This window comes from Geodermatophilus sp. CPCC 206100, assembly GCF_048569675.1.
In the GTDB taxonomy this organism is placed as follows: Bacteria; Actinomycetota; Actinomycetes; order Mycobacteriales; family Geodermatophilaceae; genus Geodermatophilus.
The window spans coordinates 36021-60888 of sequence record NZ_JAQISV010000013.1 but is presented as its reverse complement, the minus strand read 5'-3'; the positions used below and the strand labels follow the sequence as shown (position 1 = coordinate 60888).

The 24868-nt window shown below is 75.1% G+C and carries 19 protein-coding genes; 6 read left to right on the top strand and 13 right to left on the bottom strand.

The window, feature by feature from the left end:
• The first annotated feature begins 8 nt into the window (after positions 1–8).
• Positions 9–1475: a diguanylate cyclase domain-containing protein gene (locus PGN05_RS07185; RefSeq protein ID WP_419751852.1), complete on the top strand. Its 1467-nt coding sequence runs from the start codon at positions 9–11 to the stop codon at positions 1473–1475.
• Here PGN05_RS07185 and PGN05_RS07180 read toward each other — a convergent pair.
• Positions 1452–2039 (bottom strand): TetR/AcrR family transcriptional regulator, encoded by a 588-nt coding sequence (locus PGN05_RS07180; protein WP_419751851.1) that lies wholly within the window; start codon positions 2037–2039, stop codon positions 1452–1454. The genes PGN05_RS07185 and PGN05_RS07180 overlap by 24 nt on opposite strands.
• 68 nt (positions 2040–2107) lie before the next feature.
• On the opposite strand from PGN05_RS07180, the gene PGN05_RS07175 reads away from it, so the two are divergent.
• Positions 2108–2560: a hypothetical protein gene (locus PGN05_RS07175; protein WP_419751850.1), complete on the top strand. Its 453-nt coding sequence runs from the start codon at positions 2108–2110 to the stop codon at positions 2558–2560.
• On the opposite strand, the gene PGN05_RS07170 is transcribed toward PGN05_RS07175, so the two are convergent.
• Positions 2472–3377 (bottom strand): haloalkane dehalogenase, encoded by a 906-nt coding sequence (locus PGN05_RS07170; protein WP_419751849.1) that lies wholly within the window; start codon positions 3375–3377, stop codon positions 2472–2474. The genes PGN05_RS07175 and PGN05_RS07170 overlap by 89 nt on opposite strands.
• A gap of 11 nt (positions 3378–3388) precedes the next feature.
• Positions 3389–3985 carry a DinB family protein gene (locus PGN05_RS07165; RefSeq protein WP_419751848.1) on the bottom strand — a complete coding sequence of 199 codons (597 nt, stop codon included), beginning with the start codon at positions 3983–3985 and terminating at the stop codon, positions 3389–3391.
• A gap of 91 nt (positions 3986–4076) precedes the next feature.
• Here PGN05_RS07165 and PGN05_RS07160 point away from each other — a divergent pair, with 91 nt between their 5' ends.
• Positions 4077–4832, top strand: coding sequence for a MerR family transcriptional regulator (locus PGN05_RS07160; protein WP_419751847.1), 756 nt, complete (start codon positions 4077–4079; stop codon positions 4830–4832).
• Between the two features lie 80 nt (positions 4833–4912).
• Here the strand turns inward: PGN05_RS07160 and PGN05_RS07155 are convergent, their stop codons facing one another.
• Positions 4913–5707, bottom strand: a complete 795-nt coding sequence (locus PGN05_RS07155) for a methyltransferase domain-containing protein (RefSeq protein WP_419751846.1) — start codon at positions 5705–5707, stop codon at positions 4913–4915.
• 57 nt (positions 5708–5764) lie between these two features.
• Complete coding sequence (locus PGN05_RS07150) at positions 5765–7303, bottom strand: glycerol-3-phosphate dehydrogenase/oxidase (protein ID WP_419751845.1); 1539 nt, start codon at positions 7301–7303, stop codon at positions 5765–5767.
• Positions 7304–7319: 16 nt separating this feature from the next.
• Between PGN05_RS07150 and PGN05_RS07145 the strand changes: the two genes are divergently transcribed.
• The gene (locus tag PGN05_RS07145) at positions 7320–9026 is read left to right on the top strand and encodes an FAD-binding oxidoreductase (RefSeq protein WP_419751844.1); all 1707 of its coding nucleotides are present in this window, start codon (positions 7320–7322) and stop codon (positions 9024–9026) included.
• 214 nt (positions 9027–9240) lie between these two features.
• Here PGN05_RS07145 and PGN05_RS07140 read toward each other — a convergent pair whose 3' ends face one another.
• Positions 9241–10704 carry an FAD-binding oxidoreductase gene (locus PGN05_RS07140; RefSeq protein ID WP_419751843.1) on the bottom strand — a complete coding sequence of 488 codons (1464 nt, stop codon included), beginning with the start codon at positions 10702–10704 and terminating at the stop codon, positions 9241–9243.
• A 180-nt stretch (positions 10705–10884) separates the two neighbouring features.
• Between PGN05_RS07140 and PGN05_RS07135 the strand changes: the two genes are divergently transcribed.
• On the top strand, positions 10885–14283 hold the full coding sequence (locus PGN05_RS07135) for a BTAD domain-containing putative transcriptional regulator (protein WP_419751842.1): 3399 nt from the start codon (positions 10885–10887) through the stop codon (positions 14281–14283).
• Between the two features lie 29 nt (positions 14284–14312).
• Entirely contained in the window at positions 14313–15530 is a 1218-nt protein-coding gene (locus tag PGN05_RS07130) for an arginine deiminase (protein WP_419751841.1), read from the top strand.
• 30 nt (positions 15531–15560) lie between these two features.
• On the opposite strand, the gene araA is transcribed toward PGN05_RS07130, so the two are convergent.
• From araA to chvE, 7 genes are all read right to left on the bottom strand, one after another.
• A complete protein-coding gene (araA, locus tag PGN05_RS07125) occupies positions 15561–17072 on the bottom strand; it encodes an L-arabinose isomerase (protein WP_419751840.1) in 1512 nt (503 codons plus the stop codon).
• A 13-nt stretch (positions 17073–17085) separates the two neighbouring features.
• Positions 17086–17766, bottom strand: coding sequence for an L-ribulose-5-phosphate 4-epimerase (locus PGN05_RS07120; protein ID WP_419751839.1), 681 nt, complete (start codon positions 17764–17766; stop codon positions 17086–17088).
• Positions 17763–19436: a xylulokinase gene (locus PGN05_RS07115; protein ID WP_419751838.1), complete on the bottom strand. Its 1674-nt coding sequence runs from the start codon at positions 19434–19436 to the stop codon at positions 17763–17765. Before PGN05_RS07115 ends, PGN05_RS07120 begins: the two co-directional genes overlap by 4 nt.
• A 58-nt stretch (positions 19437–19494) precedes the next feature.
• The gene (locus tag PGN05_RS07110; protein WP_419751837.1) at positions 19495–20529 is read right to left on the bottom strand and encodes a LacI family DNA-binding transcriptional regulator; all 1035 of its coding nucleotides are present in this window, start codon (positions 20527–20529) and stop codon (positions 19495–19497) included.
• An 84-nt stretch (positions 20530–20613) separates the two neighbouring features.
• Positions 20614–21879 (bottom strand): multiple monosaccharide ABC transporter permease, encoded by a 1266-nt coding sequence (gene mmsB, locus PGN05_RS07105; protein ID WP_419751836.1) that lies wholly within the window; start codon positions 21877–21879, stop codon positions 20614–20616.
• Complete coding sequence (gene mmsA / locus PGN05_RS07100; protein ID WP_419751835.1) at positions 21876–23414, bottom strand: multiple monosaccharide ABC transporter ATP-binding protein; 1539 nt, start codon at positions 23412–23414, stop codon at positions 21876–21878. The genes mmsB and mmsA overlap by 4 nt, the downstream gene beginning before the upstream one ends.
• 157 nt (positions 23415–23571) lie before the next feature.
• Positions 23572–24720 (bottom strand): multiple monosaccharide ABC transporter substrate-binding protein, encoded by a 1149-nt coding sequence (chvE, locus tag PGN05_RS07095; RefSeq protein WP_419751834.1) that lies wholly within the window; start codon positions 24718–24720, stop codon positions 23572–23574.
• Positions 24721–24868: the final 148 nt, after the last annotated feature.

Below are 24868 nucleotides of genomic sequence, written 5' to 3'. Positions count from 1 at the left end.
GGAGAGCCGTGGGGAGCGCCAGCGGACGGGCCGAGGAGCTCGTCGTACGCCGCGCCGCCCTGCTGCACGAGTTCGAGGTCCTCGGCGTGCGCACCGACCCCGAGCTCGAGGGCGTCGTCCGGGTCGCGGCCGCGCTGACCGGGATGCCCTACGCCGCCGTCGACCTGCTGGACGGCGGGGTCCGCCTGCTCTCCCCGCACGGCGTCAGCACCCTCGTGGCCCCACCGGAGTCCCCGATCAGCGCGGTCGTCGCCGAGTGGTCCCCCGGCGTGCACGCCGTCGCGGACCTCAGCCGGGACCCGCGCCTGGCCGGCAACCCCTGGGTCGACGGCCGGCGCGGCCGGCTGCGGGCCTACGCCGGCGCGCACCTGGTCGTCGACGACACCACCGTCGGCACGCTGTCGGTCCTCGACGACCGGCCGCACCCGCTCGACCGGGCCACCTGCGACCGGCTCGCCGACCTCGCCGCCGTCGTCGTCGGGGTGTTCGAGCGGCGCCGCGCCGTGCGCCGGCTGGCCGACGCGGCCGCCGCCGAGGTGGTGGCCCGGCGGCAGGCCGAGGCCGCCTCCGCCGAGCTGGCCCGATCCGAGGCCTTCACGCGGGCACTGCTCGAGGCGCTGCCGGTGGGCGTGGTCGCCGCCGACGCCGACGGCCACGCCCGGCTCTTCAACCGCGTCAGCCGGCAGTGGCACGGCCTGGACGCCCGGCCCGACATCGAGCCGCAGGAGCTCGCCTCGGTCTTCTCCCTCACCGATCCGGCCGGCCGGCCGCTGCGACCGCACGAGGTCCCGCTCACCCGCGCTCACCGGGAGGGACGCATCACCGACGCCGAGATCCGCATCGGCCCCGCCGGCGGCCCCAGCCGGCTGGTCCGCACCTCCGGGTGCCAGGTGCGGGGGGAGGACGGCGAGCTGCTCGGTGCCGTCGTGGCCATGGCCGACATCACCGAGCAGCGCGAGCTCGAGGCGCGGCTGCGCGCGGCCGCCCTCCACGACCCGCTCACCGGCCTGCCGAACCGCAGCCTGCTGGTCGACCGGCTCGCGCAGTTCCTGCACGCCGGCCGGCGCACCGGCGACGCCCCCGCCGTCCTGTTCTGCGACCTCGACGGCTTCAAGCCGGTCAACGACGCCGCCGGCCACGCGGCCGGCGACGAGGTCCTGGTGCAGGCGGTCCGGCGGGTGCAGGCCGCGGTGCGCCCCGGGGACACCGTGGCGCGCATCGGCGGGGACGAGTTCGTCGTCCTCTGCCCGGGCGTTCCCGCGCTGCCCGACGCGCAGGCGGTCGCCGACCGGGTGACCGCGGCGTTCGACGCGCCGTTCCTCGACGGCTCCGGCGGTGCCCACCGCGTGGGCGTCAGCGTCGGCGTGCTCCTGTGCCGGCCCGAGGACACCCCGGACAGCGCCCTCGCCGCGGCCGACGCCGCCATGTACCGCGTCAAGGAGCAGCGACGCTCAGCGCGGCAGCTCGTCCCCTGAGGGCCCGGCGTCCAGCCGCACCAGCCGGGTGACCAGCGCGCGGACCTGCTCGTCGGCGTCGGGCCACGGGACGTCCGGCCCGCCGCTCCGCAGGGTCACCACGCCGTGCAGCGCCGTCCAGACCAGGACGGCGTCGCCGTCGGCGTCCCGGCCGGGGGCGCGCCCGGCCGCCTGACAGGCGACGACGGCGTCCACGAGCACCGCGAACGCCGCCTGCCCGCCGGGCACCCGCCGCGACCGGAACATCGCCCGGTAGCGCGCCGGAGCGGCGAGGCCGGCGCGCACGTAGGCGCGACACCCGGCGACCAGCCGGTCGACCGGGTCGCCGAGCCCGGCCACCGCCGCGGCGATCGACCCGCGCAGCGCGGCGAAGCCCTCCTCGAGGACGGCGTCCACCAGCGCGTCCAGGTCGGCGAAGTGGCCGTACACCGCCGGTGCGGTGACCCCGGCCTCGCGGGCGACCGCGCGCAGGGTGACCGCCTCGACGGAGCCGGTGGTCTCGATCAGGCGGGCCGCCGCATCGAGGAGGTCGGCGCGCAGGCGGCCAGGGGCGCGAGGGGACACAGCCGGACTTTACACGTGTTTACCGTTGCCCTACCCTCTGCTTTACACCCGTTAAGCAGGAGGTCCCCGTGATCCACATTCCCGACCTGCCGTGGACCGCCGCCGCTCCCGGCAGCGGCGCCGGCGTCGTCCTCGTCACCCGGCTGGAGCTCGAGCGACTGCGCGACGTGCCGGCCTTCCTCCGCACCTCGCTGGCCATCCGCCGGCAGGTGGCGGCGTCGCCCGGGGCGCGGTCCCTGCTGCTGCGGGCGCAGCCGCTGGCCCGCACGTTCACCACCGTCTCGGCGTGGGACGACGAGGCCGCCGTCGCCGCCTTCGCGCGGGCCGAGCCGCACCGCGGGGCGATGCGCGCCTGGCGCCCGCGGCTGCGCACGTTCAGCAACACGACCCTGCCCGGCACCGCCGGGACCGCGCCGACCGTCGACGCGGCGCTCAGCGCAGCGTCGGGATCCAGTCGGCCAGCGCCCGGCCGATCTCGTGCGGCGAGTCCTCGGGCACCACGTGCGCCCCTGGCACGGTGACCTCGGTGAGCGCGGCCCACTTGCGCACGAACGCCCGCTGGCGGCCGACGAGGATCGATCCGGGGTCGGCGTTGAGGAACAGCTTGGGGACGTCGCTGGTGCGCAGCCACTGCCCGTAGCGGGAGACCACGTCACGGACCCGCGGCGGCACGTTCTCGATCGGGATCTGCCGGGACCACTCGAGGGTCGGCCAGCGGGACTCCGGCGTGCCGAACGGCCGGCGGTAGCGGTCGTGCGCCTCCGGGCTCAGCCCGCGGGCCACCGACGCCGGGAGGATCCGCTCGACGAACGCGTTGTCCTCCAGCACGGCCGACCCCCCGCCCGGCTCGCGCAGAGCGCGGAAGGTGCGCCGCGCCTCGGCGGGCCAGTCCGCCCAGGTCAGCGGCGTGACGATCGCCTCGGTGAAGGCCACGCCGCGCACCGCGCCGGGGTGCCGGTGGGCCCAGGCGAAGGCCAGGGCCGCCCCCCAGTCGTGCCCGACGAAGGTCACCCGCTCCGTGGCACCCACCTCCTCGAGGAACCGCGCGAGGAAGCCGGAGTGCGCCGCGAACGAGTAGGTGCCCGGCCCCGGCGACGGCAGCTTGTCCGACTGGCCCATCCCGATGAGGTCCGGCGCGAGGCAGCGGCCGAGGTGCCGGACGTGCGGGATGACGTTGCGCCACAGGTAGGACGACGTCGGGTTGCCGTGCAGGAAGACGATCGGGTCCCCCTCGCCGACCTCGACGTAGGCCATCTCCGCGGTGCCGTCGGCCCGCCGGTCCACCCGGACGCGCTTGCGGTCGAAGAGGTCCTCGGGCGAGACGTCGGCGGCGGTCATGCCAGCGATCCTCACCCATCCGCCGCGGGGGCACCCGCCCGGGCCGCCGTCCGGGCCGCCCCCTCGATCCGCGCACGGAAGGCCCGCCACTCCTCGGCGCTGCGCTCGGGGAGGTTGGGGTTGTCCCGGTTCATGCCCACCGAGCCGTCGACGAGCTCCCGCACCACATCGGCGTGGCCCGCGTGCCGGGCGACCTCGACCGTCAGGTGCACCAGGACGGTGTGCAGCGTCGGGTGGCGCCGCTCCTCCGGCCACCACGGCACCTCGCCGACGGCGTCCAGCGGCAGGGCCTCGATGGTCGCGTCGGCGTGCGCGGCGGAGAACCGGTACAGCGCGACGACGTCCGCGCCGCGCTCGTCGGCGGTCGCCCACATGTCGGCGTCGTCCTCACCGTCGTCCCACGGGTAGGGCCGGCCGGCGGGGCGGTCGAAGACGTCACCGAGGTAGCCCAGCTGCACGTAGGCGACGTGCTTGGCCAGGCCGAGCAGGCTGGTGCCGGTCGGCGTCATCGGCCGGTGCAGGTCGTACTCCCCGAGCCCGTCGAGCTTGGCCAGGAGGTCGTCCCGGCGCAGGGCGAGGTACCGGTGCAGCGTCGCCTTGGTGTCCACGCGGGCAGCCTGCCGGACGCGCCCGGGATCGCGCTTGACCCTGACGCAACGTCAGGCTGTGCACTCGTCCCCGTCAGAGAGAGGAGGAGCTGTGAACGTGGGAGAGGTGGCCGCCCTGGCCGGGGTCACGGTGCGCACGCTGCACCACTACGACCGGATCGGGCTGCTGTCGCCGTCCGGGCGGACGTCGGCGGGCTACCGGCGGTACTCGCCGGCCGACCTGGACCGGCTGCACCAGGTGCTGGTGTACCGCGAGCTCGGCTTCCCCCTCGAGGAGGTCGCGACCCTGCTGGACGACCCGTCCGCCGACCCGGCCGAGCACCTGCGCCGGCAGCACCGGCTGCTGCTCGACCGGGTGGAGCGGACGTCGGCCATGGTCACGGCCGTCGAGAAGGAGATGGAGGCGAGAGCCATGGGGATCGACCTGACCCCTGAGGAGAAGTTCGAGCTGTTCGGCGACTGGCTGCCCGAGGAGTACGAGGCCGAGGCCGAGCAGAAGTGGGGCGACACGGAGGCGTGGGCGCAGTCGCAGCGGCGGACCCGCGCCTACACCAAGGACGACTGGGTCCGGATCAAGGCCGAGGGGGAGGACGTCGAGTCGCGGTTCGCCGCGGCCCTGCGCGACGGCGTCCCCGCCGACTCGGCGGCGGCGATGGACCTGGCCGAGGAGCACCGGCAGCAGATCAGCCGGAACTTCTACGACTGCTCGTACGAGATCCACGCGGGGCTGGGGCGCATGTACGTGGAGGACGGCCGGTTCACCGCGCACTACGAGAGGATCGCGCCGGGCCTGGCGCAGTACGTCAGCGACGCGATCCAGACGAACGCCGCCCGCCACGGCGGCTGACCCGCCCCCGCCCCCGCCGAGATCGCCGATCTCGCCGCCCTGGGAGCGCCCAGGCGTGCGAGATCGGCGATCTCGGCGGCTCAGACGCGGATCAGCAGCTCGCCGTGCAGCATGCCGAGCCAGCCGTCGTCGGCCGCGGCCCAGCGCAGCCACGCCGCGGCGACCTCCTCGAGGTCGCCCGGCGTGGCCAGCCCGTAGGCCAGCGCCTGCTCCGCGAAGGCCGACGACGTCGCGCGCCCCGCCCACGAGGTGCCCCACCACTCGCGGTCGGCCGGGCCGGCGAAGCACCACGACCCGGTCGTGGCCGTGACGTCGCGCAGCCCGGCGGCGTGCGCCCAGGCCAGCAGCCGGCGTCCGGCGTCGGGCTCGGCGTCGTTGCGCCGCGCCACCCGGGAGTACAGGTCCAGCCACCGGTCCAGGCCCGGGTCGGCCGGCGCCCAGGCGGTCGCCGCGTAGTCGACGTCCCGGACGGCGAGCAGGCCACCGGGCCGGCACACCCGCGCCATCTCGCGCAGCGCGGCGACCGGGTCGGTCAGGTGCTGGAGCACCTGGTGGGCGTGGACGACGTCGAACGAGTCGTCGGGCAGGTCGAGGGCGTAGACGTCGCCGACCGCGAAGGTCACCGGCAGGCCGGCGCGCGCCGCGGCCGCCCGCGCCTCGTCGAGGGGCGCCGGGGCGACGTCGAGCCCGAGCACGCGGCCGGGTGCCACCCGGGCGGCCAGGTCGACGGTGATGGTGCCCGGCCCGCAGCCGACGTCGAGCAGGTCCGCGCCGGGCCGCAGGTGCGGGAGGAGGTACCCGGCCGAGTTCTCCGCGGTCCGCCAGCGGTGGGACTGCAGGACCGGCTCGGCGTGGCCGTGCGTGTAGGTGTCCACGCGCCCAGCCTCCACCCGCCGCCCACCACGCGGGAACCGTGTTCCCAGACAGTGGGATCAGGACTCCTCGGCCAGCACCCGCACGGCCACCGGGACAGCGCGTTGCCGGTCGGCGGGCACCAGGCCGATCCGCACCCGCCGGTCCAGCAGGTCGGCCACCGTCCGCGCCCCCTCGCAGCGGACGGCGAACCGCAGCTCCCCCACCGTCTCCGGCCGACCGTCGACCACCGGTTCCGCGCCCAGGGCGGCCACGGCCGGCGCCTCGGTGCCGTACCGCTCGACCAGCCGCCGCGGTGCCGCCACCCGCTCCAGGGCGACCGGCGGCGCGGCGCCGACGAGCGGCAGGCGGGCGGTGCGGGCCCGCCGGGCGCCCCGGTCCAGCCGCGCCACGACCGCGTCGACGGCCTGCTCCGCCATCGCGCGGTAGGTCGTCAGCTTGCCGCCCACGACGGTGAGGACCGGTCCGTCCCACCGGAGCAGGTGTCGCCGGGAGAGGTCCGACGTGGCGCCGTCCGGGCCGGTGCCGGCGGAGGCGGGCAGGACCAGCGGGCGCAGCCCGGCGAAGCTCCCGACGACGTCGGCCCGGGTCAGCGGCGCGGCCAGCACCTGGTTGACGGTGTCCAGCAGCAGCGTCACCTCGTCCTCGGCCGGCACGGGGTCCTCGTCGGGGACCGGACCCGGCACCGGCTCGTCGGTCAGGCCCAGGTACAGCAGGCCGCCGGGCTGCGGCAGGGCGAACACGTAGCGCGAGCGCGACCCGGGCAGCGGCACGGTCAGCGCTGCCGAGGGCGAGCCCAGCCGCTCCCCCGGCACGACGAGGTGCGATCCGCGCGAGGGGACCAGCCGGACGGCGGGGGCCAGGCGCTGCGCCCACACGCCGGTCGCGTTGACGACCACGCCCGCGCGCAGCGCCAGCGCCTCGCCGTCCGCCGTCTCGACGTGCACGTCGGCGCCGTCGACGGCGCGCACCGCCGCACCGGTCAGCACCCGCGCCCCGTTCGCCGCCGCGGTGCGGGCCAGGGCCACGACCAGCCGGGCGTCGTCGGTGAGCCGGCCGTCCCAGAAGACGACGCCGCCGCGGCCCCCGCGCACCCCCGGGGTCAGCCGGGCCAGCTCGGCCGCCCCCACCCGGCGGGTGCCCGGCAGCGAGCGGCGACCGCCGGCGACCGAGGCGCGGACGGCGTCCCCCAGCCGGCCACCCACCCCGGCCAGCGCGCTCGCCGCGCGGCCGGCCACGTCGGGGACGAGGAACGCCAGCGGCCGGACCAGGTGCGGCGCGGTCGCCCCCATGAGGACGGCGCGCTCGCGGGCGCTCTCCCGTGCCAGGCCCAGCTCGCCGTGCGCGAGGTAGCGCAGCCCGCCGTGCACGAGCTTGGACGACCAGCGGCTGGTGCCCGAGGCGAGGTCCGCGCGCTCGAGGAGCACCACGGACAGCCCGCGGGAGGCGGCGTCCAGGGCCACGCCGGCGCCGGTCACCCCGCCGCCGACCACCACCACGTCGACCCGTCCCCCGGCGACGACGTCGAGGTCGGCGGCCCGCCGGGCCGGGGACAGGGCGCCGGCACCGGCGCCGTCGGAGGGACCCGCGCCGAGCACCCGGCAGACTGTAGCCGTGCCGGAGCAGCCCGAACTGACCATCCAGGGCTGGGGTCGCCCCACCCGCCCGCGCGACGCCACGGTGACCGCCGGGCGGGAGGGGGACGACGGCTCGCTGGAGCTGGCGGCCTTCCCCGACCTGGCCGAGGTGCTGCCCAAGGCCGCCCGCCGGTACCTGGCCCGCGAGCTCGGCTGGACGGCCCGGCCGACCCCGCCGGTGCCGGTGGCCGAGATCGTGCTGCCCCCCTCCCGACTGGCGGAGGACTGCCGCCTCCGCCTGGTCGAGCTGCTCGGCGAGGAGCACGTCCGGACCGACCGGGCCGCCCGGCTGCGGCACGCCGGCGGCAAGAGCTACCTGGACCTGCTGCGCCGCCGGGCCGGCGACGCCTCCGACGCCCCCGACGCGGTCGTCACCCCCGGCAGCACCGAGGAGACCGCCGCGCTGCTGGCGCTGTGCAGCGAGTTGGGGGTCGTCGTGGTGCCCTTCGGCGGCGGCACCAGCGTCGTGGGGGGCCTGTCCGGCGTCGACGCCGACGACCGCCCGTCGCTGTCGGTGGACCTGGCGCGGATGGCGTCGGTGCGGTCGGTCGACGTCCACTCGTCGCTGGTGACGGTGCAGCCGGGGGTGCGCGGCCCGGCCCTGGAGCGGCACCTGGAGACCGACGGGCTGACCCTCGGCCACCTGCCGCAGAGCTGGGAGTTCGCCACCCTCGGCGGGTACGCGGCCACCCGCTCGGCCGGGCAGGCCTCGACCGGCGTCGGCCGGTTCGACGACCTGGTCGCCGGGCTCACGCTGGCCACGCCGTCCGGGGTGCTCGAGCTCGGGCACCCGCCGGCGTCGGCCGCCGGCCCGGACCTGCTGGGGCTGGCGCTGGGCTCGGAGGGCGCCCTGGGCGTCATCACCGAGCTGCGGCTGCGGGTCCGCCCCCGGCCGCGGGCGCGGGAGTACGAGGGCTGGTCGTTCCGGTCGTGGGAGGCGGGGCTGGCCGGGCTGCAGCGGCTGGCGCGGCACGACCTGCTGCCCGACGTCGTCCGGCTCTCCGACCCCGACGAGACGCGGGCGAACCTGCTCATGGCGTCGGGGCCGGGCGCCCGGGCGCTGCGCGGCGTGCTGCGGGCGCGGCGGCGCGGGGAGGGCTGCCTGCTCGTCGTCGGCTGGGAGGGGCTGCCGCACCTGGTGCGCGCCCGGCAGCGGGCGGCGGCCGCGGTCCTGCGGGAGTCCCGGGCGGTGCGGGTCGGCGCGCGCGTCGGGGAGTCGTGGCGCAAGCACCGCTTCGGCGCCCCGTACCTGCGGGACTCGCTCCTGGACGCCGGCCTGCTGGTCGAGACCCTGGAGACGGCGGCCACCTGGACAGCGCTGCCCGCGGTCTACGACGCCGTCCGTGCCGCGCTGCGGGAGTCGCTGGGCCGGCGCGGGAGGACGCCGCTGGTCCTGAGCCACGTGTCGCACGGCTACCCGACCGGCGCCTCCCTCTACGTCACCGTGCTCGCCGACCGGGACGACGACCTGCCCATCCAGCAGTGGCTGCTGGCCAAGCGCGCCGCGACCGACGCCCTGGTCGCGGCCGGCGGCACGCTCACCCACCACCACGCCGTCGGAGCCGACCACCGCCCCTGGCTGGAGCGCGAGATCGGCCCCCTCGGCGTGGAGGTGCTGCGGGCGGTCAAGCAGCGCCTGGACCCGCGGGGCATCTGCAACCCCGGCGTCCTGCTCCCCGAGTGAAGTGGAGTGCAGGAGCCCAGGTTCCCTGCGCTCCTGCACTCCACTTCGGGGCCGTCAGCGGGGTTCGTCGTCCCCGCTGCGCTCGTCGGGTCCGGAGCCGGCGCCCTCGCCCTCGCCCGTCGGTGGGAGGCCGGGCCGGAGCCGCCGGTAGTGCCGCGGCAGGCGCCGGGGCCAGCCGTCCTGGCCCCCGCGCCACTCCTCTCCGGCCTCCCGCTCAGGCACGTGGGTCGAGGGCGTACCCGAAGGAGAAGACGCCCTGGGGGTCCACCGCCTGCTTGAGCGCGAGCAGTCGCTCGGCCACCGCCGGCGGATAGGCCGCGGCCACCTCGGCCGGGCCGGACACCGCGCCGAGGAAGTTCACCATGCACCCGGGTGCCGCCCAGGGCCGCAGCGCACCCAGCACCCCGCCGGCCACGTGCGGCAGGACGTCGGCCAGCTCGGGCACCCCCGGACCCAGCACCAGCACCGACCAGGCGGCGTCCCGGCCGGCCACCGCGTTGGGGACCTCCGGCCGGCGGGCCAGCGCCCCACCCATCATCCGGAGCTCGGCCATGATCAGCGGCAGCTCCACCTGCGGGCCGGCCGCGGCGAGGAAGGCCTCGACCGTCTCCTCGGTGAGCTCGGCGAGCAGCATGCCCTTCTCCCAGCCGGGCATCGGGTCCTTCGGGTCCATGTGCACGGCGTCCATCTCGGTGGTCAGCAGCGGGCCGACGAAACCGAGCACGATGCGGCCGGCGGCCCGCATCGGCTCGACCAGCCGCTCCCCCTCGGCCGGGTCGTCGCCGCAGTAGGAGTAGCGCAGGTGGACGACGGTTCGCCCGCGCAGCGGCTCGGGCAGCTCCTCCATCGGCGGCAGCCGCAGGACGGCGATCGAGGTGCCGACCTCCTCGGGCAGGGTGGGCGCCCAGGCGCGGAAGGCGTGCAGCACGTCGGCGGCGTCCTCGGCGGCGAAGAACAGCCCGCCGCCGACGATCGAGCGCACCGGCACGAGCTGCATCTCCAGCGAGGTGACGATGCCGAAGTTCCCCTTGCCGCCGCGCACCGCCCAGAACAGCTCGGGCTCGGTCTCGGAGCAGACGGTCCGCAGCGCGCCGTCGGCGGTGACGATGTCGAAGGACACGACGGCGTCGGCCGCGAAGCCGTACCGGCGGCCCAGCGAGCCCATGCCCCCGCCCAGGGTGTAGCCGACCACCCCGACGTCGGAGGACGAGCCGCACAGTCCGGTCAGCCCGTGCTCGGCGGCGGCCGCCAGCAGCTTCTCCCACCGGACGCCGGCCTCCACGCGGGCGGTGCGCCGGACCGGGTCGACGGTGACGCCCTGCATGCGGCGGGTGGACACCAGCACCGACCCGGCGGCGTTGCGGACCGGCCCGTGCCCGGTGGCCTGGACGGCGACGGGCAGCCCGTGCGCGACCGCCCAGGAGACGGCGGCGGACACGTCGGCGGCACAGGTGGCGCCGACGGCGACCGCGGGGGTGTGCCGGACGGCGACGTTCCAGGCGAAGACCTCGGCGGCCAGCCCCTCGTCCCCGGCGGCGTAGACCGGGCCGTGGACGCGGCTGCGCAGCTCGTCGACGTCGCCGGCCGGGACGGCGGGCAGGTCGGCCCCGGCGTTCTCGGCGGGTCGGCGCGGCGCGGGGATGGTCTCGGCGGCGGGGTGGAGCTCGGTGGGGCTCATGACAGGGAGTTCCTCGGGGACGGTGCGGCGGTCGCGCCGCGGAGCTTCTCTCGGACGCCGCCGACCCTCCCGCCGCGGACTTGCCCCGGACTTGCCGGCCACTTGCGGGGCTGCTTGCGCCCCGGGCGGCGCGCCGGGAGGGCTCCCGCTCCGGCGCGCGAGCTGGGAGGATCCCCCGTCGTGCGCTACCGCGTCCTCGGACCGCTCGAGGTCACGGGCCCCGACGGGCGCCTGCTGGACGTGGGCGGCGCCAAGCCCCGCGCCCTGCTCACCCTCCTGCTCGCCGAGCCCGGGCGCGTGGTGGCCGTCGACCGCATCGTGACGACGCTGTGGGGGGACGAGCCGCCCCCCACCGTCACGGGCACCCTGCAGGCCCACGTCTCGCACCTGCGGCGGGTCCTGGAGCCCGACCGCGGTCCCCGCCAGGCGCCCACGGTGCTGCTGACCCGCCCGCCCGGCTACCTGCTGCAGGTGGGCCCGGCCGACCTGGACAGCCTGCGGTTCGCCCAGCTGGTCGACGACGGCGACCGCGCGGTGGCCTCCGGCGACCCGGCCCGCGGCATCCCGCTGCTGGACCGCGCGCTCGGGCTGTGGCGCGGGCAGCCCCTGGCGGAGCTGGGCGACACGCCGACGGCCGCCACCGACCGGCTGCGGCTCACCGAGCTGCACGTGCGCGCCCGCGAGCGGCGCTGCGACGCGCTGCTGGCGGTCGGGCGGGCCGACAGCGCCGTCGCCGACCTGCAGCACCTGGTCGCCGAGCACCCCCTGCGGGAGCGGCTGTGGGCCCGGCTGGTCACCGCCCTCTACGCCGCGGACCGGCAGGCCGACGCCCTGGACGCGCTGCGCCGCTGCACCGAGCTCCTGCGCGACGAGCTCGGCATCGACCCCGGCCCGGAGCTGCGCGACCTCGAGCGGGCGGTGCTCCGGCAGGACCCGCGGCTCACCGACCGGGTGCCGCGGCCGGTGCTGTCCGTCGTCCCGCCGCCCGCGCCGCCGGCGGCGGTCTCTCCCGGCGCGGAGGCCCTCGTCGGCCGCCAGGCCGAGCTCGGCCACCTGCGCACGGTCGCCGAGCAGGTCGGCGCGGGGCGGCCCGCCGTCGTGGTCCTGGGCGGGGAGGCCGGCATCGGCAAGACCCGGCTGGCCGAGGCCGCGGCCGACGCGGGGCGCGCGGCCGGCTGGGCGGTGGCCTGGAGCCGGTGCGCCGACGACGCCGGCGCGCCCGCCCTGTGGCCCTGGACGCAGGTGCTGGAGCAGCTGGGCCAGGAGCAGCTCGCGCCGCCGGCCGAGGACGCCGCCGGGGACGCCGACGCCGCCCGGTTCCGGCTGTTCCAGGACCTCCGCGCCCGGCTCGCCGCGGCCGCGACCCGCCCGGTGCTCGTCGTCCTCGACGACCTGCAGGGCGCCGACACCACCTCGGTGCAGCTGCTGTCGCTGCTGGCCCGACACCTGCCCCGGGTGCCGCTGCTGATCGTCGTCACGGTCCGGACCGTGGGCGAGGACCTGCCGGAGGCGGTGTCCGACTGCCTGGCCCGGCTCAACCGGGAGCCGGCCGCGTCCCGGCTGCGCCTGGAGGGCCTGGCCGCCGACGACGTCGCGGCGCTCATCGCCGGCCAGCTCGGGTCGGTCGGCGACCGGTCGCTGGCCTCCGCGGTGCACGACCGCACCGCCGGCAACCCGTTCTTCGTCGTGGAGCTGGCCCGGTGGATGGTCGGCGCGCACGACCTGCACCTGGACCGGGTGCCGGTGCCGCCGTCGGTCGGCGAGGTGCTGCGCACCCGGCTCGCCCGGCTGCCCGCCGGCACGCGGGAGGTGCTGGAACTGGCCGCGCTGGCCGGCCGGGACGTCCCGCTGGACCTCCTCGAGGCGGCCGGCACCCCCGCCGAGGAGGCGCTGGCCGCGCTGGACACGGCGATGGCGTTCGGCCTCGTGGTCGAGGGTCGCCAGCCGTGGACCTGGCGGTTCACCCACGCGCTGGTGCAGGAGGTCCTCCACGACGACCTGCCGCGGCTGCGCCGGGCCCGGCTGCACGCTCGGCTGGCCGCCGCCCTGGAGCGGCGGGTCGCGGGCGGGCGGCCCGACGACACCCTCGTCGAGCGGCTGGCCCACCACTTCGTCGAGGCGGTGCCCGTCGCCGGGCCGGGCCCGGCGCTGCGCTACTCGACCGCCGCCGCCCAGGCCGCCCGCGACCGGCTGGCCTCCGGCGAGGCCGCGGCGCACGTCCGGCGGGCCCTGGCGCTGCTCGACCCCGCCGAGCCCGGTGCCGCCCGCACCCGCCACGACCTGCTGACCACCCTCGGCAACGACCTGCTGCGCAGCGGCCAGCACACCGAGGCGCGGGAGGTGGTGGGCGAGGCGATCGCGGTCGCGCGCGAGCTGGGGGACCGCCGCTGCCTGCTGGAGTCCGCCGCGGTGTGGGGCTCGCCGACGTTGTGGAACTGGCGCCCGCACGGCGTCGTCGACCACGAGATGGTCGGCCTGCTGGAGGACCTGCTGGACCACGCCGACGACATCGCCCCGGACGCGTCGCCCGAGGAGCGGGCCCGGCTGACCGCCCGGCTGCTGGGCACCCTCGGCGTCGAGCTGGCCTTCAGCGAGGACCTCGACAAGGGCCCGCGGCACGCCGAGCGGGCGGTGCAGCTGGCCCGCGAGGTGGGGGACCCCGAGCTGCTCGGCCGGACGCTGAACAACCACTCGCTGGCGGTCTGGGGCCGCCCGGGCGCGGCCGAGCAGCGGCTGGCGGCCACCGACGAGGCGCTCGCCCTGGTCGGCCGCGGGCTCCCCCGCCGCACGGAGTTCTACGCCCGGCTGCACCGGGCGGCGATCCGGCTGCACCTGGCCGACCTGCGAGGCTTCGAGGCCGACCTGGACGCCGGGCGGCGGCTGGCGATCTCGCTGTCGGGTCCGGAGGTGCGGCCGCACGTGCTCTGGCAGCAGGCCGGCGCCGCCTGGCTCCGCGGGGACGCCGTCCGCGCCGAGGAGCTGACCACCGAGGCCTACGAGCTGTACCGCAAGGTCACGCCGCACGCCGCCCACGCGTTCGCCGCGCACCAGTTCACCCTGCGGCGGGGCGATCACCGGCTGCCCGAGGCGATCGACCTGCTGGTGCAGACCGGCGACGAGGGCAACCCGCTGCTGCAGCTCATGGCGGTGCTGGCCGCGGCCGAGTCCGGTGACCTGACCGAGGCGCGGCGGCTGCGCAAGCGGTGGGGCCGCACCCAGGTGCGCGACTGGGCCAGCGACGTGGCGACCCTGCTGCAGGCCGAGGTGGCGGTGCAGATCGGCGACGAGCCCGAGATCGAGGCGGCCACCGGTCAGCTGCACCCGTTCCGCGGCCGGCAGGCGGTGCTCGGAACGCCGGCGTTCAGCCTGGGCGCCTACGACGAGCTGCTGGGGCGGATCGCCGAGCGGGCCGGGGACACCGTCGCGGCGCGCGAGTGGTGGCTGGCGGCCCGCCGGCAGGGCCAGCTGGTCGGCTCGCCGCACCAGGTCGCGCTGGCCGACTCGCACCTCTCGCGGCTGCCGGAGGACACCGCGACCCGTCCGCGTCGCAAGCGCTCGACCGCACCGAGGTCCGCCTGACCCCCGGCGGGTGTGCCAGCCTCGGCGCCATGGACCCCGCTCCCCCCGGCGCGACCAGCGAGGTGGGCCGGCTGCGCACCGTGCTCCTGCACCGCCCCGGTGCCGAGCTGCGCCGGCTGACCCCGCGCAACAACGACCAGCTGCTGTTCGACGGCGTGCCGTGGGTGCGGCGGGCGCAGGACGAGCACGACGCGTTCGCCGCGGAGCTGACCGCCCGCGGCGTCGAGGTCCTGTACCTGGACCGGCTCCTGGCCGAGGTGCTGACCGTGCCGGACGCGCGCGCCGAGCTGGTCGCCGCCGCCGTCGACGACCCGCGGCTCGGGGCCACCCTCAAGCGGACGGCGACCGCGCACCTGGCCGACCTCGCCCCCGCCGACCTCGCCGGCACCCTGATCGCCGGGCTGGCGCACGACGAGCTGCCCGGCGGGCGCGGGCTGTCCTACGAGCTCATGACCCGCGGCGACTTCGTCGTCCCCCCGCTGCCCAACCTGCTGTTCACCCGCGACTCGTCGGTGTGGGTGGGCGACGAGGTGGCGGTGACCTCGTTGGCGATGCCGGCCCGGGCGCGGGAGAGCTCGATCACCGCCGCCGTCTACGCCCACCACCCGCGCTTCGCCGGCACCCGGCAGCTGTACGAGGCGTCGCTGGAGCACCTGGAGGGCGGGGACGTGCTGCTCCTGGCGCCGGGGGTGGTGGCCGTCGGCGTGGGCGAGCGGACGACGCCCGGCGGGGCGGAGCGGCTGGCCCGGCGCGTGTTCGCCCGCGGACTGGCGCACACGGTGCTCGTCGTCCCGATCGCGCAGCAGCGCGCGACGATGCACCTGGACACCATCGCGACGATGGTCGACGTCGACGCGCTGGTCATGTACCCCGCCGTCGCCGACTCGCTGGTGGCCTGGACGGTGACCGCGGAGGTCGAGCCGGACGACGACGACACCACCGACCTGACCGTCCGCGGCCCCGCGCCGTTCTTGTCGGCCGCGGCCGCCGCCATGGGCATCGACCGGCTGCGGGTGATCGACACCGGCCTCGACCCGGTCACCGCCGAGCGGGAGCAGTGGGACGACGGCAACAACACCCTCGCGCTGGCGCCGCGGCTGACGGTGGCCTACGAGCGCAACACCGTCACCAACGCCGCGCTCGAGGCCGCCGGGATCGAGGTCGTGCGCATCGCCGGGTCCGAGCTCGGCAGCGGTCGCGGCGGGCCCCGGTGCATGAGCTGCCCGATCTCCCGCGCCGCCCTCTGACGGTTTCCGCGGGAACCGGCGGTCGGGGGGCTACAGCCCCTGGGCGAGGCGGTGGTAGGCGGCGCTCCAGCGCAGCTCCTTGGCCAGCGACCGCCGGGTGGTGTCCGCGTCGATGAGCACCAGCTCGGTCGAGAACACCTCGGCCAGGTCGGTGAGCTCCTCGGCCCCCAGCGCCGTCGACAGCACGGTGTGGTGCGGCCCCCCGGCGGTCAGCCAGCCCTCGGTCGCCGTCCCGAAGTCCGGCCGCGGCTGCCACACCGCGCGGGCGACCGGCAGGTTCGGCAGCGGCTCGTCGGGCTGGACGACGTCGATCTCGTTGGCCACCCACCGGAACCGGTCGCCCAGGTCGCACCAGCCGACGACGACGCCCTCGCCCGGCGCCGCGGTGAACACCAGCCGGGCCGGGTCCTCGCGGCCGCCGATCGCCAGCGGGTGCACCTCCACCCGCGGCCGGTCGCCGGCGATGGTCGGGCAGACCTCGAGCATGTGCGCCCCGAGGATCTTCGGGGTCTCGGTGTCCAGGTGGTACGTGTAGTCCTCCATGAAGGACGTGCCGCCGGGCAGCCCGTGCGCGGCCACCTTGAGCGTGTGCAGGAGGACCGAGGTCTTCCAGTCGCCCTCGCCGCCGAACCCGTAGCCGTCGGCCATCAGCCGCTGGACGGCGAGGCCCGGGAGCTGGCGCAGGCCGCCCAGGTCCTCGAAGTTCGTGGTGAACGCGCCGAAGCCGCCGTCCTCCAGGAACCTGCGCAGCGCGGCCTCGATGCGGGCCTGGTACCGCACCGCGTCGTGCGCGGGCCCGCCGGGCGCGGCGTCGTCGGCGAACTCGTAGAGGTCCCCGTACTCCTGCACCAGGGCGTCGACGGCGGCGTCCTCGACCGACTCCACCACGGCCACCAGGTCGTTGACGCCCCAGGTGTTCACCGAGACGCCGAAACGGATCTCGGCCTCGACCTTGTCCCCCTCGGTGACCGCGACGTTGCGCATGTTGTCGCCGAAGCGGGCCAGCCGCAGCGACCGGACGGCGTCGGCCGCCGCGGCCGCGCGCGCCCAGGAGCCGACGCGCGCGAGCACCCGCGGGTTCGAGACGTGCCCGGCCACCGTCGTCCGCGGCATGCGCAGCCGGGTGAGGACGAAGCCGTACTCCCGGTCGCCGTGGGCGGCCTGGTTGAGGTTCATGAAGTCCATGTCGATCGTCGCCCACGGCAGGGCGGCGTCGGCCTGGGTGTGCAGGTGCAGCAGCGGCTTGCGCAGCGCGTCGAGCCCGCTGATCCACATCTTCGCCGGGGAGAAGGTGTGCATCCAGGTGATGACGCCGACGCAGGCCGGGTCCTCGTTCGCCTCGCCCATCGCGCGCCGGATCGCGCCGGCGTCGGTGAGCACCGGCTTCCAGACCACCCGGATCGGGACCTCCCCGGCCCCGTCGAGCGCCGCGGCCACCTGCTGCGACTGTGCCGCGACCTGCTGGAGGGTCTCCTCGCCGTAGAGCCCCTGGCTGCCGGTCAGGAACCAGAGCTCGTGCCCGGCGAAGGGGTCCGTGCGCATCAAGCTGCCTTCCTCACTGTCCGTAGACGTTCTGGTAGCGCGTGTAGAGGGAGTCGATGTCGGACTGGGCGATCGGCAGCGGCTCGCCGAGCTGGCGCGAGAAGTGCACCGTCCGGGCGACGTCCTCGGTCATGACGGCGGCCTTGACGGCGGCTTTCCCCGACGGGCCGATCGTGAAGACGCCGTGGTTCTGCATGAGGACGGCGGGCGAGCGGGAGCCGCGCAGCGTGGCGACGATGCCCTGGCCGATCGAGTCGTCGCCGATCAGCGCGAACGGCCCGATCGGGATGGACCCCCCGAACTCGTCGCCCATCGCGGTGAGCACGCACGGGATCGCCTCGCCGCGCGCGGCCCACGCCGTGGCATACGGGCTGTGCGTGTGCACCTGCCCGTTGACCTCGGGCATGTGCCGGTAGACGTAGGCGTGCGCGTCGGTGTCGCTCGAGGGCTTCTTCACCCCGTCGACGGCATTGCCGTCGAGGTCGCAGACGGTGATGCCCTCCCAGGTCAGGTCGTCGTACTCGACGCCGCTGCCCTTGATGACGAAGAGGTCCTCGCCGGGCACCCGCTCGGACACGTTCCCGGACGTCCAGGTGACCAGCTGGTAGCGGGTCAGGTAGCTGTGCAGCCGGGCCACGTGCTCACGCTGCTCGCGGAACGTGCCCCGCTCGGTACGGGTGGTCGTGCTGGTCATGCCTGCTCCTCGGTCAGGGCGGACGCCGTCGTCTCGACGTCGGGGAGGTCCGGCTCGGCCCGCTGGGGGCCGATGCCCACGTGGTCCACGGCGGCCCGCTCGACCGGCAGTGCCGCGACGTACCGCTGCATGAACGCGTCGAACCCGGCGACGTCGCCCGGCTCGGGCTCGACGGTCTCCAGCGCGGCGGCGGGGAAGACCACGGTGTCCAGGTAGTCGGCCAGGCTCTGCTCGGGCGAGCGCCGGGTGGCGAAGGCGGCGAGGACGGCCATCCCCCAGGCGCCGCCCTCGGCCGCGACGTCCCCGACGGAGACCGGCGTGTCGATCGCCGCGGCCAGGAAGCGCTGCGCCACGCCCCTGGTCTTGAACAGGCCCCCGTGCGCGAACATCCGCTCCAGCCGCACGCCCTCGGTCTCCAGCAGCACGTCCATGCCGATCCGCAGGGTGGCCAGGGACGCGAACAGGTGCGTGCGCATGAAGGTGGCGAGGTCGAAGGTGCTGTCCGGGGACCGCACGAACAGCGGCCGCCCCTCCTCGAGGTCGGTGATCGGCTCGCCGGAGAGGTAGTTGTAGGCCAGCAGCCCGCCGCAGTCGCTGGCCCCACCGAGCGCGGCGGCGAACAGGGTCTCGAAGACGGCCGACGGCTCGGCCGCGATGCCCATCGCCCGGGCGAACTCGGCGAACAGCCCGACCCAGGCGTTCAGCTCACTGGCCCCGTTGTTGCAGTGCACCATGGCCACTGGGTCCCCGGCCGGCGTGGTGACCAGGTCCAGTTCGCGGTGCACCCGGCTGAGCTCGTGCTCCAGCACGACCATGGCGAAGATGCTCGTGCCGGCGGAGACGTTGCCGGTGCGCGGTGCGACCGAGTTGGTGGCGACCATCCCCGTCCCCGCATCCCCCTCGGGCGGGCAGAGCGGGATGCCGGGCCGCAGTCGCCCGGGAGGGTCGAGCAGCGCCGCGCCCGCCTCGGTCAGCGTGCCGGCCGGCTGGCCGGCGACGGCGATCGCCGGCAGCAGGTCCGCCAGGGTCAGCTCCACCCCCGCCTCGGCCGCGAGCTGGTCGAACCGGGTCAGCATCGCGGCGGAGTAGCCGCCGGTGTCGCCGTCGATCGGGAGCATGCCGCTGGCATCGCCGACACCGAGCACCTTCTCGCCGGTGAGCCGCCAGTGCACGTAGCCGGCCAGGGTCGTCAGGTGGTCCAGCCGGCCGACGTGGTCCTCGCCGTCCAGGATCGCCTGGTAGAGGTGGGCGACGCTCCACCGGTGCGGGATGTTGGCGCCGAACTCCGCGCTGAGCCGCTCGGCCGCTCGGCCGGTGTTCGTGTTGCGCCAGGTGCGGAACGGCGTCAGCAGCTCCCCGGAGGCGTCGAACGCCAGGTAGCCGTGCATCATCGCCGACACGCCCAGCGCACCGACTCCCGCCAGGTCGACCCCGTGACGGCGCCGCACGTCGGCCGCCAGGGCCGCGACGCTCTCCTGGACACCCGACCAGACGGCGTCCAGCGAGTACGTCCACCGCCGGTCCACGAGCTGGTTCTCCCAGTCGGAGGTGCCGACGGCGAGCGGAGCGGAGTCCGGACCGATCAGCACCGCCTTGATCCTCGTCGATCCGAGCTCGATCCCGAGGGCCGTGTGACCTCCGGCGATCGCGGCGCCGGCGTCCATCGTCATGTCAGGGGAGCCTCTCGCGGTTCGGGAGGTGATGATGTTAGCGTTAACACAGTCAGGGTCACACCCGGGGGCGCGGTAGCGGCCCGGTGCTCGACCGGATCAGCAGCTGCGCCGGCACCGGGTCCGGGTGCAGGTCCTCGCCGCGCAGCCGGGCCAGCACCAGCTGCACGCCGCGGCGGCCCAGCTCGGCGAAGTCCTGGCGGACCGTCGTCAGCGGCGGGGTGAAGTAGGGGGCCTCGGGCAGGTCGTCGAAGCCCACCACGCTGACGTCGCGGGGCGCGTCGAGGCCCTCCTCGGAGAAGGCGGCGAGCAGCCCGAGCGCCATCTGGTCGTTGGCCAGGAACACCGCGGTGATCTCCTCGCCGTCCCGGACGCGGGCGGCCAGCCGCTTGCCGGCCGCGTACCCCGACGACGGCGTCCAGTCGCCGCGCAGGTACTCCGGCACCGGTGCCCCGGACGTGCACAGCTCGGTGTGCCAGCCCTCGATGCGGTCCCGGGCCTCCTGGGAGTCCGCCGGGCCGGTGACGTGGTGGACGGTGTGGTGGCCGAGGTCCAGGAGGTGCCGGGTGGCCAGCCGGGCGCCGGCCACCTGCTCCACGCCGACGGCCGGCCACTCCTTGGAGCCCCCGCTCTGCACCGCGACCAGGGGGATGGGCGCGTCCAGCGCGTGCAGCGCCTCGGAGGCGTCGTCGTAGGTGCCCAGCGCGACGACGGCGTCCACGGACTGCGCCACGAACCGGTCGACGGCGTCGCGCATGGCCTCGGCCGTCGCGTCGTCGAGCACGGTGACGCTGAGCGAGTAGCCGGCGGTGCGCGCGGCCTGTTCGAGGCCGACCAGCGTCTGGGCCGGCCCGTACTGGTTGATGTTGACGGCGACGAAGCCGATCGTGCGGGTCGACCCGGTCACCAGCGCCCGCGCCGCCGTGTTCGGCCGGTAGCCCAGCTCGCGGATGGCCCGCTGCACCCGCTCACGGGTCTGGGGGGCCACGTTGCGGTGCCCGTTGACGACCCGGGAGACGGTCTGGTGCGAGACGCCGGCGCGGGCGGCCACGTCGGCCATGACCAGTGCGCGCGTGGCCCCCTCGGGCTCCACGGTGTTCCCCTCCCCTCGTCGGGTCCCACCGCTGCGGTGGGGGCGGGGCGGTCCCGCGGTGCGCCCGCGGGACCGCCCGGGACCTCAGCGCGAGGCGCCGGCCCGCCGCTTGTTGTAGACGTCGAAGGCGACCGCGAGGAGCAGCACCAGCCCCTTGACCACCGACTGGATGGACTGGTCGACGCCCATGAGCTGCATGCCGTTGCTCATCACGGCCATGATCAGGCCGCCGACCATGGCGCCCACGACCGTGCCGACGCCACCGGTGACGGCCGCGCCACCGATGAACGCCGCGGCGATCGCGTCGAGCTCGAACATGTTCCCGGCCCCCGGCTGCGCGCCGTTGGACCGCGACGAGAAGACGACGCCGGCGACCGCGGCCAGGAAGCCCATGTTGACGAAGATCCAGAAGTTCACCGCGCGGACCTTGACGCCCGAGAGCGTGGCCGCCGCGAGGTTGCCGCCGATCGCGTACACCTGGCGGCCGAAGACGGTCCGCTTGGTGATGACGCCGTAGGCGATGATCAGCACGGCCAGGATGATCAGCACGATGGGCAGTCCGCGCGCGTGCGCCAGCTGCCAGGCGAAGGCCATGACGACCGCGCCCACGAGCACGATCTTGGCGACGAACAGCGGGAAGGACTCGACCGGCTGCTGGTACTTGACCCGCGCCATGCGGGTCCGCCAGTTGCTGACCGCGTAGCCGGCGACCGCGATCGCCCCGATCAGCAGGGTGAACGCGTCGAAGCCCTGGCCGCCGAGCAGCCCGTTGAGGAAGCCGCTGGCGATCCGCCCGTACTCGCTCGGGAACGGCGAGAGCGAGATGTTGTCGAGCACCTGCAGCGTGAGCCCGCGGAACAGCAGCATGCCGGCGAGGGTCACGATGAACGCCGGGATGCCGACGTAGGCGACCCAGAACCCGTGCCAGGCGCCGATCGCCAGACCGACCGCGATGGCGGCCAGCGCCCCCACCCACCAGGGCATGCCCTGGCGGATCACCAGGACGGCGGAGACCGCCCCGGTGAGCGCGACCACCGATCCCACCGACAGGTCGATGTGCCCCGCGATGATCACGATGACCATGCCGATGGCCAGGATCAGGATGTAGGAGTACTGCAGGACGATGTTGGTGACGTTGCCGGGGGAGAGGGACGTCCCCCCGGTCAGGACGGCGAACAGCGCGACGATCACCACGAAGGCGACGTAGATGCCGCTCTGCCGCAGGTTGCTGGTCAGCAGTCCGCGGACGTCGCTGGTGCCGGTGTGCAGCGCCGCGGCAGGCGCGACGTCCTTGGGAGCGGTGGCCGACTGGGCTTCCGGGTCCGACGAGGGGGGAACGGTCCTGGTCATGCCGCGAGCTCCTTCTCCTTGGTCATGAGCTCCATCAGGTTCTCCTGGGTGGCCTGCGTGACGGGCATCTCGCCGGTGATCCGGCCCGCGGACAGCGTGTAGATCCGGTCGCAGATGCCGAGCAGCTCCGGCAGTTCGGAGGAGATGACCAGCACTGCCTTACCGTCCGCGACGAGCCGGTTGATGATCGTGTAGATCTCGTACTTCGCACCCACGTCGATGCCGCGGGTGGGCTCGTCGAGGATCAGCACCTCCGGGTCGGTGTACAGCCACTTGGACAGCACGACCTTCTGCTGGTTGCCGCCCGAGAGCTTGCCGACGATCGACGTGACGCTGGGAGCCCGGACGTTCAGGCTCTTGCGGTAACCCTCGGCGACCTTGATCTCCTCGTTGCCGTTGACGAAGCCGTTGCTCGCGAGCTTCTTCAGGGCGGCGGCGGAGACGTTGCGGCGGATGTCCTCGATGAGGTTGAGGCCGTAGTGCTTGCGGTCCTCGGTGGCGTAGGCGATCCCGGCGTCGATGGCCTCGGCGACGTTGCGCGGCCGGATCTCCTTGCCGTGCACGAACATCCGGCCGGAGATGTTCCGGCCGTAGGCGCGCCCGAAGATGCTCATGGCCAGCTCGGTGCGCCCTGCCCCCATGAGGCCGGCGATCCCGACGACCTCTCCGGCCCGGACGGTGAAGTTCGCCCCGTCGACGATCTTGCGGTCCTGCGTGGGGTGCCAGACGGTCCAGTCCTCGACGCGGAGGATCTCCTCGCCGGGGTGCGACTCGCGCTCGGGGTAGTAGCTCTCGAGATCCCGGCCGACCATCCCGCGGATGATCCGCTCCTGGGTGACCTCGCCGGCGTGCAGGCTCAGCGTCTCGACCGTCTTGCCGTCGCGGATGACGGTGACGTTGTCGGAGACGGCGGTGATCTCGTTGAGCTTGTGCGAGATCATGATGCAGGTGATGCCGCGCTCGCGGAGCCGCCGGAGCAGGTCCAGCAGGTGCGCCGAGTCGTTGTCGTTGAGCGCGGCGGTGGGCTCGTCGAGGATCAGCAGCCGCACGTCCTTCGACAGCGCCTTGGCGATCTCGACCAGCTGCTGCTTGCCGACGCCGAGCTGGCCCACCTGGGTCACCGGGTTCTCCTCGAGCCCCACCGAGCGCAGCAGCTCGCCGGCCTCGGCGTTGGCCTTGTTCCAGTCGATCAACCCGCCGCGGCCGCGCCGCTCGTTGCCCAGGAAGATGTTCTCCGCGATCGAGAGGTAGGGCACCAGGGCGAGCTCCTGGTGGATGATCACGATCCCGACGTGCTCGCTGTCGCGGATGCCGTTGAACCTGACGGGCTGGCCGTCGTAGACGATCTCGCCGTCGTAGCTGCCCGCGGGGTAGACGCCCGAGAGGACCTTCATCAAGGTCGACTTGCCGGCGCCGTTCTCACCGCAGATCGCGTGGATCTCGCCACGCTGCACGGACAGGGTGACGTCCTCCAGCGCCTTGACGCCGGGGAAGGTCTTGGTGATGTTGCGCATCTCCAGGATGTGATCGGCCATGGACCTCGTCGTCCTCGTCTCGAGCGCTGGGTGTGCGTGGTCTCAGGATGGGGCGTCCTGGAGCCCGATGGCGCGTCGGACTGCCTCCCATCCCGGTGGTGCCGGCCGGGCCCGGCAGCAACGGCTGCCGAGCCCGGCCGGGCTCATGGGACGGAGGTCAGTCCGCCACGCCGCTGGTGACCTCTTCGGCCGTCCAGTAGCCGGAGTCGATCAGCACCGACTGGATGTCGTCGGCGAAGACCGTCTCGACCGGGAGCAGGAAGGACGGCACGACCTTGACGCCGTTGTCGTAGGTCTCGGTGTCGTTGGCCTCCGGCTCGTTGCCCTCGGCGAACGCCGTCGCCGCGGCGACGGCCTGCTCGGCCAGCAGACGGGTGTCCTTGAAGATCGTGGAGCTCTGGACCCCGTCCTGGATGAGCTTCACCGAGCCGATCTCGGCGTCCTGACCGGTCACGGGCGGCATCGGGTTGGCAGCGTCGAGCGTCGGACCGTAGCCGGCGTTCTGCAGCGCGGTGATGATGCCGCGGGAGATGCCGTCGTAGGGCGACAGGACGCCGTCGACGCGGGAGCCGTCGTTGTAGGTGGAGGTCAGCAGGTCCTCCATGCGCCGCTGGGCGGTCTCCTGCTCCCACCGCAGGATCGCGGCCTGCTCGATGCTCGTCTGGCCGGACTTGACGACGAGCGTGCCGTCGTCGATCAGCGGCTGCAGGACCGACATCGCGCCGTCGAAGAAGAAGAAGGCGTTGTTGTCGTCCAGCGAGCCCGCGAAGATCTCGATGTTGAACGGGCCGGTGGCCGTACCCGGCTGCCCGTCCGGGGTCTGCAGACCCAGCCCGGTCAGCAGGGCGTTGGCCTGCGCCACCCCGACCTGGAAGTTGTCGAACGTGACGTAGAAGTCGACGTTCTCGCTGTCGCGGATGAGCCGGTCGTAGGCGATGACCGGGATGTTGTTGGACGCCGCGTTCTCCAGCTGGCCGGCGAGAGCGGTGCCGTCGATGGCCGCGATGAGCAGGATGTCGGCGCCCTCGGTGATCATCTGGTCGATCTGCTGCGACTGCGTGGGGATGTCGTTGTTCGCGTACTGCAGGTCGACGCCGTACCCCGCCTCCTCCAGCTGCGCCTGCACGTTCTCGCCGTCGGCGATCCAGCGCTCGGAGGTCTGGGTCGGCATCGAGACGCCGACCGTCAGGTCCTCCGCGTCGCCGCCGCCGGCGCCCCCGCTGCCGCCGGCGCCCTCGCCGCCGCACGCCGCCAACGTCAGCGCCAGGGTGGCGCTGAGGGCGGTGAAGCCGAGCCTCTTGCTCACGTGATCTCCTCCTCGAGATGTCTGCGCGCTCGACCCGGCGCAGGCCCGCCCGTGGCGAGCGCATCAGTGTGAGCGCTAACAAGCGGGCCCCGTCAACCCCTCGACGACAAACGCGCGTCACGTTCTCGTAACGTCGAATTCGTTCGGG

Coding starts and splice junctions, on each gene's coding strand:
- PGN05_RS07170 (WP_419751849.1), bottom strand. CDS start 3,377: ATGACCGCCGCCGACGTCTCGCCCGAGGACCTCTTCGACCGCAAGCGC.
- PGN05_RS07140 (WP_419751843.1), bottom strand. CDS start 10,704: ATGAGCCCCACCGAGCTCCACCCCGCCGCCGAGACCATCCCCGCGCCG.
- PGN05_RS07130 (WP_419751841.1), top strand. CDS start 14,313: ATGGACCCCGCTCCCCCCGGCGCGACCAGCGAGGTGGGCCGGCTGCGC.
- araA (WP_419751840.1), bottom strand. CDS start 17,072: ATGCGCACGGACCCCTTCGCCGGGCACGAGCTCTGGTTCCTGACCGGC.
- PGN05_RS07120 (WP_419751839.1), bottom strand. CDS start 17,766: ATGACCAGCACGACCACCCGTACCGAGCGGGGCACGTTCCGCGAGCAG.
- PGN05_RS07115 (WP_419751838.1), bottom strand. CDS start 19,436: ATGACGATGGACGCCGGCGCCGCGATCGCCGGAGGTCACACGGCCCTC.
- mmsB (WP_419751836.1), bottom strand. CDS start 21,879: ATGACCAGGACCGTTCCCCCCTCGTCGGACCCGGAAGCCCAGTCGGCC.
- mmsA (WP_419751835.1), bottom strand. CDS start 23,414: ATGGCCGATCACATCCTGGAGATGCGCAACATCACCAAGACCTTCCCC.